The 13209-nt window shown below is 38.3% G+C and carries 17 protein-coding genes; all 17 read right to left on the minus strand.

Going from position 1 to position 13209, the window contains the following annotated elements; genetic code table 11:
* Nucleotides 1-10: 10 nt before the first annotated feature.
* The gene (nuoK, locus tag AC23ME_RS01100; protein WP_308851195.1) at nt 11-340 is read right to left on the minus strand and encodes an NADH-quinone oxidoreductase subunit NuoK; all 330 of its coding nucleotides are present in this window, start codon (nt 338-340) and stop codon (nt 11-13) included.
* Nucleotides 333-839, minus strand: a complete 507-nt coding sequence (locus AC23ME_RS01105; protein ID WP_487725903.1) for an NADH-quinone oxidoreductase subunit J family protein — start codon at nt 837-839, stop codon at nt 333-335. The genes nuoK and AC23ME_RS01105 overlap by 8 nt, the downstream gene beginning before the upstream one ends.
* A 93-nt stretch (nt 840-932) precedes the next feature.
* Nucleotides 933-1433, minus strand: a complete 501-nt coding sequence (locus AC23ME_RS01110) for a NuoI/complex I 23 kDa subunit family protein (protein WP_487725904.1) — start codon at nt 1431-1433, stop codon at nt 933-935.
* A gap of 7 nt (nt 1434-1440) precedes the next feature.
* Nucleotides 1441-2478 carry an NADH-quinone oxidoreductase subunit NuoH gene (gene nuoH / locus AC23ME_RS01115; RefSeq protein ID WP_487725905.1) on the minus strand — a complete coding sequence of 346 codons (1038 nt, stop codon included), beginning with the start codon at nt 2476-2478 and terminating at the stop codon, nt 1441-1443.
* On the minus strand, nt 2478-3488 hold the full coding sequence (locus tag AC23ME_RS01120; RefSeq protein WP_487725906.1) for an NADH-quinone oxidoreductase subunit G: 1011 nt from the start codon (nt 3486-3488) through the stop codon (nt 2478-2480). Before AC23ME_RS01120 ends, nuoH begins: the two co-directional genes overlap by 1 nt.
* 2 nt (nt 3489-3490) lie before the next feature.
* Nucleotides 3491-4864, minus strand: a complete 1374-nt coding sequence (nuoF, locus tag AC23ME_RS01125; protein ID WP_487725907.1) for an NADH-quinone oxidoreductase subunit NuoF — start codon at nt 4862-4864, stop codon at nt 3491-3493.
* The gene (locus AC23ME_RS01130; protein WP_487725908.1) at nt 4864-5376 is read right to left on the minus strand and encodes an NADH-quinone oxidoreductase subunit NuoE family protein; all 513 of its coding nucleotides are present in this window, start codon (nt 5374-5376) and stop codon (nt 4864-4866) included. Before AC23ME_RS01130 ends, nuoF begins: the two co-directional genes overlap by 1 nt.
* Nucleotides 5369-6583 carry an NADH-quinone oxidoreductase subunit D gene (locus AC23ME_RS01135; RefSeq protein WP_487725909.1) on the minus strand — a complete coding sequence of 405 codons (1215 nt, stop codon included), beginning with the start codon at nt 6581-6583 and terminating at the stop codon, nt 5369-5371. Before AC23ME_RS01135 ends, AC23ME_RS01130 begins: the two co-directional genes overlap by 8 nt.
* A gap of 1 nt (nt 6584) precedes the next feature.
* Nucleotides 6585-7085 carry an NADH-quinone oxidoreductase subunit C gene (locus AC23ME_RS01140; protein WP_487725910.1) on the minus strand — a complete coding sequence of 167 codons (501 nt, stop codon included), beginning with the start codon at nt 7083-7085 and terminating at the stop codon, nt 6585-6587.
* Nucleotides 7085-7627, minus strand: coding sequence for an NADH-quinone oxidoreductase subunit B (locus AC23ME_RS01145; RefSeq protein WP_308851186.1), 543 nt, complete (start codon nt 7625-7627; stop codon nt 7085-7087). The genes AC23ME_RS01140 and AC23ME_RS01145 overlap by 1 nt, the downstream gene beginning before the upstream one ends.
* 121 nt (nt 7628-7748) lie before the next feature.
* On the minus strand, nt 7749-8120 hold the full coding sequence (locus AC23ME_RS01150; protein ID WP_487725911.1) for an NADH-quinone oxidoreductase subunit A: 372 nt from the start codon (nt 8118-8120) through the stop codon (nt 7749-7751).
* Nucleotides 8121-8198: 78 nt separating this feature from the next.
* A complete protein-coding gene (locus AC23ME_RS01155; RefSeq protein WP_487725912.1) occupies nt 8199-9929 on the minus strand; it encodes a tetratricopeptide repeat protein in 1731 nt (576 codons plus the stop codon).
* A gap of 71 nt (nt 9930-10000) precedes the next feature.
* Nucleotides 10001-10924, minus strand: coding sequence for a substrate-binding domain-containing protein (locus tag AC23ME_RS01160; protein ID WP_487725913.1), 924 nt, complete (start codon nt 10922-10924; stop codon nt 10001-10003).
* Entirely contained in the window at nt 10925-11158 is a 234-nt protein-coding gene (locus tag AC23ME_RS01165; protein WP_487725914.1) for a hypothetical protein, read from the minus strand.
* Between the two features lie 7 nt (nt 11159-11165).
* A complete protein-coding gene (locus AC23ME_RS01170) occupies nt 11166-11981 on the minus strand; it encodes an energy transducer TonB (RefSeq protein WP_487725915.1) in 816 nt (271 codons plus the stop codon).
* Between the two features lie 28 nt (nt 11982-12009).
* Entirely contained in the window at nt 12010-12558 is a 549-nt protein-coding gene (locus tag AC23ME_RS01175; protein WP_308851180.1) for an ExbD/TolR family protein, read from the minus strand.
* A gap of 10 nt (nt 12559-12568) precedes the next feature.
* Entirely contained in the window at nt 12569-13186 is a 618-nt protein-coding gene (locus tag AC23ME_RS01180) for a biopolymer transporter ExbD (RefSeq protein ID WP_487725916.1), read from the minus strand.
* Between the last annotated feature and the right edge of the window lie 23 nt (nt 13187-13209).

Consider the following 13209-nt stretch of genomic DNA (forward strand, 5'->3'; position numbering starts at 1 on the left):
TTTATTAGAATTACCACTTAAGGCGATTTAATACATTAATATCTACTGATTGTGTGTTGCGGTATACCATCACGATGATACTTAAACCAACTGCTACTTCTGCGGCGGCCAAAGCCATAATGAAGAATACAAATACTTGCCCTGATGGATCATTATGATGCACCGAGAATGCAGCTAAAAGCAGATTTACTGCATTTAACATCAACTCTACCGACATAAAAATGATGATCGCATTTCTACGTACCAACACGCCAATAACACCAATAGTGAAAATAAGTGCGCAGAACCAAATGTAGTGGTTCAACGGCACAGCCTGCATATTTTCGAATAAACTACCCATTAGTTTTTTCCTCCCTCTTGGTTAAAAGTACTGCACCAACCATTGCACTTAATAGTAGTAATGATGATAACTCGAATGGTAACATAAACGGACCAAATAGTTCTTTACCCAAACTTTCTACTAAACCTAAACTTGGGTTTTTCAATACCAAAGGATTAGTAATTGCTACTGATTTTAACGAACCAATTAGCGTTACAGCCAAACATCCGCCAGCAACTACACCAATAATCTTTAGGAATACTGATTTATTGGGTTCACTTTCTTTATTGAGGTTTAGTAACATCAGCACAAAGAGGAAGAGTACCATAATGGCTCCCATGTAAACGATGAAGTTAACTACCGCTAAGAATTGTGCGTTTAAAAGCACGTAATGAACTGTGAACGTAAAGAACGTTAGAATTAAGTATAGCACACTATGGATTGGATTTTTTGCAAAAACCACCATTAGCGCACAAATAACGCTTAGTGTTGCTACGAAATAGAATACTGATGTACCCATTAATTTTTATTTAGTTGTTATTTATTCAACTGTCATGCTGACGAAGGAAGCATCTGTTTGATAGAGATTCTTCGCTGCGCTCAGAATGACAAACTATTTTACCTCCAAAGGAGCTTCTACCAATTTATCTTTACCGTAAATAAAATCTTTACGTAAATAATCTGCTGGTACAATTGGTCCATCTAAGTAAATCGCCTCTTTTGGGCAAGCTTCTTCGCATAAACCGCAGAAAATGCAACGCAACATGTTGATTTCGTAAACTGATGCATATTTCTCCTCACGATATAGGTGTTTTTCATCGTTCTTACGCTCGCCAGCAATCATGGTAATTGCTTCTGCCGGACAAGACAGAGCACATAAACCACAAGCGGTGCAACGCTCTCTACCTTGTTCGTCTCTTTTTAAAGAGTGCATTCCTCTCCAATTGATAGAGAACTCACGCACTTGCTCCGGATATTTAATCGTTGCAGGTTTCTTAAAAAAGTGACCAATAGTAGTTGCCATACCACTTGCAATAGCAGGCAGATACAGTCGCTCTGCCAAATTAAGCGGTTTGGAAACCAATACTTTTTTCTTATTGCTTAATGATTCCATGTCTCTCTTAAAATTTGTTTACGATAGCGATAACGATACCTGTGATAATGATATTCGCAATAGCTAAAGGGATTAAACCTTTCCATCCTAAATTCATCAACTGATCATAACGGAAACGAGGGATGGTCCAACGTACCCACATGAAGAAGAAGATAAATCCAAATATTTTTAGGAAGAAAATTAATGTACCGAATAGAGGAGCCCACGTTGGCCCTAACAATTCGCCCATATAATCCATTCCTGGATAATTGTAACCTCCAAAATATAAAGCCGCCATGATTGTTGATGAAACAAACATGTTGATATACTCAGCGAAAAGGTAGAAACCCAATTTCATTGATGAATATTCAATGGTATATCCACCGTTTAGCTCCGCTTCACACTCAGGTAAATCGAAAGGTGCACGGTTAGTTTCTGCAAAAGCACATACCATAAAAATGATAAAGCCTAAGGGCTGATAAAGCACATTCCAATGCCAGCCGTGTTGTTGTGCTACAATTTCTCTTAAACTAAGTGAGTTGGTTACCAATAGCAAAGCGATGATAGATAAACCCATCGCAATTTCGTAGCTGATATTTTGAGAAGCAGCACGGATAGCACTTAATAACGAATATTTGTTGTTAGATGCCCAACCACCAATCATCACTCCATAAACACCTAAAGCAATAACACCGAAAATATAAAGCAAGCCAACATTGATATCAGCAACTTGTAACTTCACTAGTCTATCCCCTATCATCATGTCTTGTCCCCAAGGAATAACCGCTGTACCAATACAAGCACAAAGCATTGCTAAACCAGGACCAAACATGAATAACCATTTATTGGCATTTGCAGGAATAACTTCCTCTTTCATAAACATTTTCACACCATCGGCCAAAGGCTGCAAAATTCCAAAAGGACCCGCTCTATCTGGACCAAGCCTATCTTGTAAAAAAGCTGCCACCTTACGTTCTGCGTAGGTAGAATACATCGCAATTAGCAAACTAATCGCAAATATGGCAGTAACCAATATAAATTTCTCTATGACGAAATCGATTTCCATTAGATTTTAAAGGTTTTTTCTAATTCGCGTTGATTTGCTTCTTGTAAAGCCGGGTTTTCCTTAATTACAGGAAGTGGCTTAAATGTTTCGTAATGATTTGATGCAATCACCGAAGTATCAGAGATGTGTGTTGGATGTTCTAAAGTCCAATCTGAAGTTTTCTTCTTATCGAAACGACACTCATTACAGATAAATTCTTCTACCTCACCAAACTGATCTTTTCTCGCAGTAACACGTAAAACATCTTCTCCTTTGTACCAAAGCGTTACTTTACCATTGCATTTTTCGTGTGAGCAGTTTCTATGTGCATCAACTGGTTTTGTAAACCAAACACGGTTTTTGAAACGGAAAGTTCTATCGGTTAAAGCACCAACTGGGCAAACATCAATTACGTTTCCTGAGAAATCGTTATCAACAGCTGTTTGGATATAAGTTGAGATTTCTGAATGATCTCCACGATTTAAGATACCGTGAACACGTTTGTTAGTGATTTGGTCTGCAGTAAACACACAACGATAGCATAAAATGCAACGGTTCATGTGCAACTGGATTTTATCACCAATATCAATTCTATCAAACGTTCTACGCTCGAACTCGTACCTTGTTTTTTGTAAACCGTGCTCATAACCTAAGTTTTGTAAATCGCACTCACCAGCTTGGTCGCACACAGGGCAATCTAACGGGTGATTAATCAACAAAATCTCTACCACACCAGCACGAGCTTCCAAAACTTCCGGAGAAGTAATGTTTAGCACTTCCATACCATCCATTACTGTGGTACGACAAGAAGCTACCAACTTCGGCATCGGTCGAGGATCTTTTTCAGAACCTTTGCTCACTTTCACAATGCAGGTACGACATTTACCTCCACTACCCTTCAATTTAGAATAATAGCACATTGCAGGAGGCACAATGTCTCCTCCAATTTGACGAGCAGCGTTTAAAATGGTAGTACCATTTTCTACTTCTACTGTTATTCCATCTATGGTTACTTTAACTAAATCACTCATGGTTAAAGATTATCCTGTTTAACTTCTTCTTTCTTTTCGATTGGATTAGCATAATTCGCTAAACCATAATTGCTGCTTTGGCTTTTCATTGGCTCTTTCACGTGCCATTCAAACTCATCTCTGAAATGTCTGATCGCACTTGCTACCGGCCAAGCTGCCGCGTCACCTAATGGACAAATCGTATTTCCTTCAATTTTACGTTGTACATCCCATAAAAGATCGATGTCTTCCATAGATCCATGTCCATGCTCAATTTTATGAAGGATTTTCTCCATCCACCCCGTTCCTTCTCTACAAGGCGAACACTGTCCGCAACTTTCGTGGTGATAGAAACGAGAAAAGTTCCATGTGTTGCGTACAATACACTGATCTTCATCAAAAGCGATGAAACCACCTGAACCCAACATGGTCCCTGTAGCAAAACCACCTTCAGATAAAGACTCGTAACTCATTAAACGAGGCTCGCCGTTAGCGTATTTTAAGGTTAAATTAGCAGGTAAAACTGGCACCGATGAACCTCCAGCAACAGTTGCCTTTAGTTTTTTGCCATTGGCGATACCACCACAGTATTCATCAGAATAAATGAATTCTTCTACTGGTAAGCCTAATTCTATTTCGTAAACTCCTGGTTTTACCAAGTTACCAGAAGCTGATATTAATTTTGTTCCTGTACTTCTTCCAATACCGATTTTAGCGTACTCATCACCGCCATCGTTGATGATTGGAACTACAGCCGCAATAGATTCTACGTTGTTAACCACTGTTGGACAACCATACAAACCTGCAATAGCTGGGAATGGTGGTTTAATACGAGGGTTTCCTCTTTTACCTTCCAATGATTCTAAAAGTGCAGTTTCTTCACCGCAGATATAAGCACCACCGCCCGGCTGAACGTAAAGTTCTAGGTCATATCCTGTTCCCAAGATATTTTTACCTAATAAGCCCGCGGCCTTTGCCTCCTCAATTGCTCTCTCTAATATTCTAATTTGAGGCATCATTTCGCCCCTTACGTAGATGTAAGAAGTATTTGCGCCTAAAGCAAAACTTGAAACAATCATTCCCTCAATTAAAGCATGAGGAATGTGCGTCATTAAATATCTATCCTTAAAAGTACCTGGCTCAGATTCGTCTGCATTGCAAACCAAGTAACGAGGCACACCTTCAGGCTTGGCCAAAAAGCTCCATTTCATGCCTGTAGGGAAACCTGCACCACCACGACCTCTCAATCCAGATTTCTTAACCTCTTCAACAATCTCTTCTGGAGTTAAGGTTTTCAATGCCTTCTCAACCGCACGGTAACCGCCTTTTTCACGATAAACCGCCAGCGTATTAATGCCAGGCACATTGATATGTTCTAATAATAGTTTACGAGCCATTATTTTTTGCGTAAATCGTCAATTAATTGATCTACCGATTGCTCGGTTAAATTTTCGTAGAAAGTATATTCTGGACCAATTTGTAAAACCGGACCAAAACCACAAGCGGCTAAACACTCTACACCTCTCCAGCTAAATAAGCCATCTTCCGTTACTTCACCTTCCTTCACTCCTAACTTATTTTCAATATGAGTCATGATTTTTTCGGCACCCACTAAACAACAAGGTCCAGTACGGCAAACCTCCAAAACATATTTTCCTTTCGGCTGTAAAAAGTACATGGTGTAAAAACTCGCCACCTCATATACTTCAATAGATTGAATGTTTAAATATTCCGCAACTTTATCCATTGCTGGTACACTCGTCCATCCAAATTCTGCTTGTACCAAGTGTAATAATGGTAGCAAAGCTGATTTTTGCTTTCCTTCTGGATAGCGTTTTACAATCTCATCAAACTTAGCTAGCAAAGCTGATGAAAATTCTACAGGCTGTGTTTCTTCTACTTTAAGCATCTAATTCTCCTGCAATAATGTTCAAACTACTCATGTTAATGATAGCATCAGATAATAACATGCCCTCACTCATTTTCGCGTACATTTGGTAGTTAATAAAACTAGGTCTTCTAAAGTGTAAACGATAAGGACTTCTGCCACCATCATTAATTAAGTAGAAACCAAGTTCACCATTACCACCTTCAACAGCGTGGTAAACTTCTGCTTTTGGAGCATCAATTTCGCCCATCACAATTTTAAAGTGATAGATTAACGCTTCCATATTATTGTAAACTTCTTCCTTTCCTGGCAAATAAAAATCAGGAACATCGGCGTGGAAAATACCTTTTGGCTCCGATTTCAATTTCTCAATGGCTTGCTCAATGATGCGAACACTTTGCCACATCTCTTCGTTGCGCACCAAATATCTGTCGAAAACATCACCGCTTGTACCTACTGGAACTTCAAAATCAAAATCTTGATAAGACGAATATGGCTCGCTTACTCGAACATCATAATCAATACCAGTAGCACGTAATAAAGGACCAGTCCAGCTGTAACTTAATGCATTTTCTGCAGTTACCTCAGCCACACCTTTAGTACGATCAATGAAAATACGGTTACGGTTCAATAAACTTTCAAATTCCTTTAAGGCAACAGGAAATTCTTTTAAGAATTTATTGATTTTAGCAAAAGCCACCTCATTAAAATCTCTTTCTAAACCACCAATACGCCCAATATTTGTGGTTAAACGAGCGCCACAGATTTCCTCAAAAATCTCGTAAATATGCTCTCTGTATTGAAAAAGGTAAAGGAATGTTGTAGTTGCACCGGTATCTTGGGCAATGATGGTATTACAGATAATATGATCGGCAATACGTGAAAGCTCCATGATAATTACCCTTAAATAATCTACCCTTTTTGGGATTTGAATATTTAAAAGCTTTTCTACCGTCATGTGCCATCCCATATTATTAATAGGCGACGAGCAGTAGTTTAAACGGTCGGTTAACGGAGTAATTTGATAGAATGGACGGTGCTCAGCAATCTTTTCAAAAGCTCTGTGAATATAACCAATGGTAGAAACACCACTTACAATTCGCTCGCCATCCATTTGCAAAACATTTTGGAAAACCCCGTGTGTTGCAGGGTGTGTAGGCCCTAAGTTTAGGGTTACCAATTCGCTTTGCGGATCGTTATCTGTATATACTGGTTGATTTACACTCATATTATCTACCAAAATATTCGTCTTTTTTATCTACCCTGTTAGGATCTTCTAACGGATATTGTCTTAACATTGGATGCACACCTAAGTCGTCCATGTTTAATATTCTTCTTAAATCTGGATGTCCCTCGAATTTAACGCCGAAGAAATCGTAGGTTTCTCTCTCCATCCAGTTAGCGCCATTCCATAACACTGTAGCAGTGGCGATACGAGGATCTTTTTCGTTCAAAAAAACCTTTAACCTCACCCTAATACCACTTACCATGCTATGCAAATGATAAACCACTGCAATTTGCTCCTTTTCGGGATAATGTACCGCAGTGATATCAGTTAAAAAATTGAAGTTAATCCTGCCGTTCTCCTTCAAAAAAGACAGCACTTCAATTACTTTATTTTTTACAGTAGAAAACGTAAGCAAGCCATAAGGTTCAGAAACATCAAAAAGCTGTTCGCCGAATTTATCGCCTAAAAGTTCTACTAATTCTGTATTTGTTGCTTTAGCCATTATTGTATTCCGTAACTTGCTAAAAGTTCCTTATACTCTGGAGAATGTCTTTTTCTGCCAGATTCGTTTTTCACTAAATCTTGAATGCGCTGAAAACCATCCAAAATTGCTTCTGGTCTTGGTGGGCAACCCGGCACGTAAACATCTACAGGAATAATTTCGTCTATACCTTGCAACACCGAATAAGTGTCGAAAATACCACCACTAGATGCGCAAGCACCAACTGCCATTACCCAACGAGGCTCGGCCATTTGAAGATAAACTTGCTTCAATACAGGACCCATTTTTTTTGCTATAGTTCCCATTACCATTAAAACATCGGCCTGACGAGGAGAAAAACTCAACCTTTCTGCACCGAAACGTCCAAAATCGTAATGCGAACCCATGGTAGCCATAAACTCGATACCGCAACAAGAAGTTGCAAACGGCAAAGGCCACAACGAATGTGAACGGGCCAAACCGATAGCCTTGTCTAAAGAAGTAGCAAAAAAGCCATTTCCTTCTATGCCTGGAGGCGCCTCAACTATTTTGATTTCACTCATGCTTATAAACAAAAATGCTTGTCCAAATATAATTAGGACAAGCAGCAAATCTACGATATTTAGGATGATTTAGCTCACATCCTTATCATTTAGAAACAATCTAAATAATTGTTTTTACCTTCTAATGCCAATCTAATGCCTTCTTTTTTAAGATGTAGATGAAACCTAGCAAGAGTGTACCCATAAAGATAAACATCTCGATTAAACCGTTCCACCCTAGCTCTCTAAAGTTAACCGCCCAAGGGTACATAAAGATTACCTCTATATCAAAAAGCACAAATAATATCGCCACCAAAAAATACTTAATAGAAAATGGCTGACGAGCATTACCTATTACTTTAACTCCAGATTCGAAAGTGCTTAACTTATCTTCAGTCTTTCTCTTTGGACCAAGTAAGTGAGTTGCAAGTAATGTAACTACCACGAAACCTAAGGCTACAATTACCTGAAATATAATAGGAATAAAATCTTGTGCTGTACTATGTGCTTGCATAATGATAATGATTTGTGGCAAAATTAAAATAAAAAGGCAGGATTACAAATCCTGCCTTTTTGATATTTGCTATAAAGACTATTTCTTAATAGGTGCTTTTTTTGCTGGAGTGGCCGGACCAGCTAGATATTTTAAGTTATCTGTTGCTAAAGCATTTGCTGGATCTAGCGCTAAAGTTTTATTGAAATATTCTTTAGCTTTTTCTTTATCTGATGATGCCCAAACTGCTCCTAAATAATTGTATGATTCTACTAACGCATTTTTATTAGCAGCTGCTTTTTCTGAATTCTTTACAGTCACCAAATCAATGAATTTTTCATAATAAGGAACTGCCAGTTTTTGAGTGCTTTCAGCATCGTCCAAATTTTTATTGATACGAGCTCTGTATAAATAAGCTGTCTCATAATCTGGAGCTAACCTAGTCAATTTAGAGAAAGCGGTATCTGCTTTTACTAAAGCATCTTTTGTAGGGTTTTTATTATCTCTAACATCAAAAACGTAAGCGAAATAGTGAGAAGCACCTAAATAATAGTAGTTCATTGCTATGTTAGGGTCTTTCGAATTAGCTTGCGTTACTTTATCGTAAACCTCTGCCGATTTAGCAAAGTTTTTAGCTGCATAATATTTAGCCCCGATAGCAGCCAACTCCTCAACTTTGGTAGAATCTAATTCTACAGCTTTAGAAACATTGATAAAAGCTAAGCTGTCTTGACCTAAGTTTTGTTGCGCTCTACCCAAGTACAAATAATCTGAACCAATGATACGAGAAGCATCTTGAGTTCTACCAAAAAGCTCATTCATGTACTTGATACCTTGCTCATAATTTTTATTCTCGATAGCTGAGTAACCTCTCATCCTTGCTACAACAAAGGTTTTAGGGTTATTTGGATCTGATGCATTTAATGTTGCCACTTCTTGTCCAAGTGTTGCGAAATCACCTGCATAAACTAAGAACTGTGCATAACGTAAACGAGAGTCAAAAGATTTATCAGTTAAATCTAAGTACTTTTTCATGTTAGCTAACGCTTCAGCTTTCTTAGCTGCACCGTTTTTTGGATCAGCAAATGACCATTGCATTTGGATCTCTGCCAACTCTCTATAGGCAGGACCGTAATTAGGATCAGTTTCAATTACTTTTTTCACCTCGGTTTCAGCCTCTGGAAAAGCAAAAGCTGACTTATACATTCTTCCAATCTGAACATGAGCTCTCGACAAATTCGGATTGATATCTAAAGCTCTTAAGTACATTGGATACGCTTCTGTATTTTTAGTTTGCTGTGCGTAATAGTCAGCTAAAGCCAAGAAAGTTTCTGGATCTTTATCTTTTGAATCTAATTCATCAGCTTTTTGCAAGTTTGGCAAGGCTTGCGCATAATCAACATTCGGTTGATCTATGTATGCTCTACCAATAGCTAAATAAGTTTCGTAATTCTTAGCTTTCAAGCCAACAGCCTTATCAAAATTTGTTTTAGCGTTAGCTGCATTTCCTTGTAATAAATCAGCCTGACCCAATCCTACAAAATTCAATGCATTTTTGGGATCAGCAGTTGTTCCATTCGTAAAAGCAGCTCTAGCCGAATCGATATTATCTGTTAGTAAATAAACTTTACCCAAGTTGAAGTAGTTATCTCCTTCCTTGGCTTGGTTTGCCACCAAAGTTTTCAGCATAGATGTTGCTTTTTGATATTGTTCAGCATCTATCGCCTTCTTGGCATCAGCTAAACTCTGAGCAAATGAGGCAGTGCTACCCATCAATAATAAGCCTGTGGCCAAGGCTATGTTCTTCTTAATCATTTTCATTGTCTGCATTTGTTAATTTGAAATAACTTCTACTGCGTTTACGTTACAGCTTCTATTTCTCTAGTTGAATAATTAGTTTTTTAGTTATTGTTGTTAGTTCTTAATTTAATTTCTCTGCTCGCTATTTCGTGGGGACCTAGTCCCGACTTCAGTACTATCAATTGTCCTCTAGGGCTTAATAACCAGTTTGCAAAACCCGTGCCCAAACCGTTAGTTCCTTCCGCATTGATAATGCAAACATTTCTTAAAAAAGGATACTTCCCGTTGATCAAATTCTCCTGACTAGGCTTGTAAAAGGCATCTGCGCCATTTTTTGCTTTAGAATTCTTTACCCCTAACACCTTTACCTTAGGCAAATAGTCAGACGACTCTTTAACATTTTTTAACAACCAATTTACACCTATTACGCCAATGTAACCACTATTGTCAGCTACATATTTAATGACATCATTAGTTGTTTTTAAAGTATAAACTCCCGTTTTAGGCAATTCCTGTATACGTGCCGAGTCTATAAAATATCTTATGGTACTAGAATAGGCATTATCAAATACCAATTTCTTACCGCTTTTAGAAGTACCCTGCATAATTTTGTAGGCTTCTTCCGTTGTTATTGTCGAGTCTTTATCTGCTACGTTTGTAATCAACGCCAAACCGTCAATTGCAAATCTACTGGTATAAATACCGCTTTCCCTTTTTTTGTAGAAGGTTTCCTCAGCTGGTTTCAATACTCTTGATAGCACGATCATTTTTACTTCACCGCTTCTAAACTTACTAAGGATCTCACTCTCATTGCCAGTAATGGTCTCCACTTTTGCATCTGGATAATCTGACTCGAAAACTTCAATCTGATCATCTAAAATACGTGCGTAAGTTTCATCAACCAATACTGTCGTCTTTCCAGAAGTTCTTTTCTCACCAACAGTTTCTTGGTTTGTATTTCTGTTACAAGAAATCCATACAAGTGCAAAAACAAGAATGAGCGTTAAAAACGATGCTTTTCTCATCTATTTATTATCTCTTAATATTCTGAAAAATCTGATTGCAGCATAAATAACCAACACTATAGCAAATGCTATACGGTATTCTTGCGGGAATTTCAGCGGATCTAAGTTAATCAAATCGCCAAAAAAAGCAACCACTACGGCTAGGGTGCAAAAGAGAATAATCATCGCAACCCCTAAAATAAGCAGAAATCGCTGTTGAGGCGATTTCTGCTGTGAACTATTTGAATTAAACATGCTTTAACTAGTTAGCTAAGCTAAATTTAATTGGAATGTTATATTTAACACGCACCGGTTTACCATTTTGCATACCTGGATTCCAACGTCTACTCATTTTCAATACGCGGATAGCTTCTTCGTCTGTTCCATATCCTAACTTCCTATCAATTTTGATATCAGTTAAAGAACCGTCTTTCTCAACAGTGAACGAAACGAATACGTTACCTTGAATATTATTTTCAGCAGCCATTGGAGGATACTTGATATTCTTACCTAGAAAATCGTAGAATTTCTCGATACCGCCAGGGAACATTGGAGGGTTCTCCATACTCACAAAGCTATATACCGTATTATCTTCTACAACAACCGCTTGTTTAGGACCTTCACCAGCAGCAGTAATTTGCACTACGTCTGCAGTTGGGTCACCTTCCATTGTTTTCTGTCCAGGATCTGCTTTCTTCAAATCCTCAACGGTTGGCGGTTTTTCATCAGTTACCTGGTTATCCGGTTTTACAATCGGAGGAGGGAACTTAATTTGATCCTGTTTTGGTGGTGGTGGCTCAACCGGTGGAGGTGTTTGAACCTCTGGGTTAATTGGTGGCGGCGGCGCCATAACCACCTCTGTTATCACATCCTCTGGCGGCTCTGGAGCCATTCCCTTTAACAACGCATAAATTTTCGGTGTAAAGAAAAGGAAAATGAAAACCGAACCAGCCATAAGTAATGATTTGGTTGTATTCCAAGAATTCTCCTGACGAAGCTTGTATGCTCCATAAGTTTTGTTCTTGTCTTCGAACACAACGTCGATCCACTTCTTATTATATAAATCTATTTTAGACATTGTTCAATTTTTTAATTGTTAATAATCGCTACCAAATTCCGTTAGATTTCATGAAATCTCTCTCGCCATCCAAAATATGAGCAGGATCATCGTCAACAGCAGGTGCACTGATGTTGGTTTTTGTAATAGCAATTTCATCCATGATATCTACAAAGTTTTTATAAGTAGAACCATCTGTTGGTTTAATGATAATTACAATATCACGACCTGTTTTATCTTTAACTTCCTTTTTATTCTTCAACAACGAACTCTTGATATCACCAAAACCTTCAATTGTTGGAGCATTTGTAGCTGAAGGTTGTCCCATATACCATGCTATTTTATCATTTTTACCTAGTAAAATGGTCATAGTCTGAGATTCCCTTAATTCTAATCTGTTTTCATCTTTAGCATCCTTATCTGGCTTCGCTATTTCCATAGCTGCAGGCTTAGATAATGATGTGGTTAGCATGAAGAACGTAATTAATAAGAAAGCTAAATCAACCATCGCAGTTAAATCTACCTTAGTAGCCTGCTTCTTGGTTCTTACCTTACCGCCTTTTTTACCTCCGCCGGACGAGGTGTCTAATTCTGCCATAGCTTAAAAATTATTCTCCGCCGCCCTCCGACGATGTAATTAAACTGAATTTGTTAATTTTTTGGTTCTGGAACACCTCAATCACTTTTCTTACCTGAGGATACTCGGTCTTTGAGTCTGCCTTGATTGCCGCATTTAAATCGATACCATAAATCTCTCCATTTGCCATACGTGCTTCTTTCAACCAATTGAAAAGCTCGTTGTTTTTTGTAGAGTCTAACGGAATTCCACTTTGCAGGCCAGATTTCTCACGGGCTGGACCATCCATTGCCAGAAATTGTTTAAGGTTTCCGAAAGGAACACCAAATGCTGGTAGTACAGAAAAACGTTTGTATTCTTCTTCCGTGAAGTTAACGTTGTAAGCAGCACCCATTTTTTGAAGTGTAGCTCTTTTAACGTCTTGTCCTACGATGTCTAAAAACACTTTGCCTTTACCAACACTTACAACTACAACACCTTTATCTGGCAATTTATATTGCACGGTAGAGGAAGGCGTTGCAATTTCTAACGGATCTGGCTGACGAGCCGTAGCCGTTAAGATAAAGAAGGTAAGCAACAAGAACGATACGTCGCACATGGCGGTCATATCAATCGAGGTACTGCTTCTTTTTACTTTTGCTTTAGCCATAATTTATAAATTATTTAAATCTT

This window comes from Pedobacter sp. T50_32, assembly GCF_057652195.1.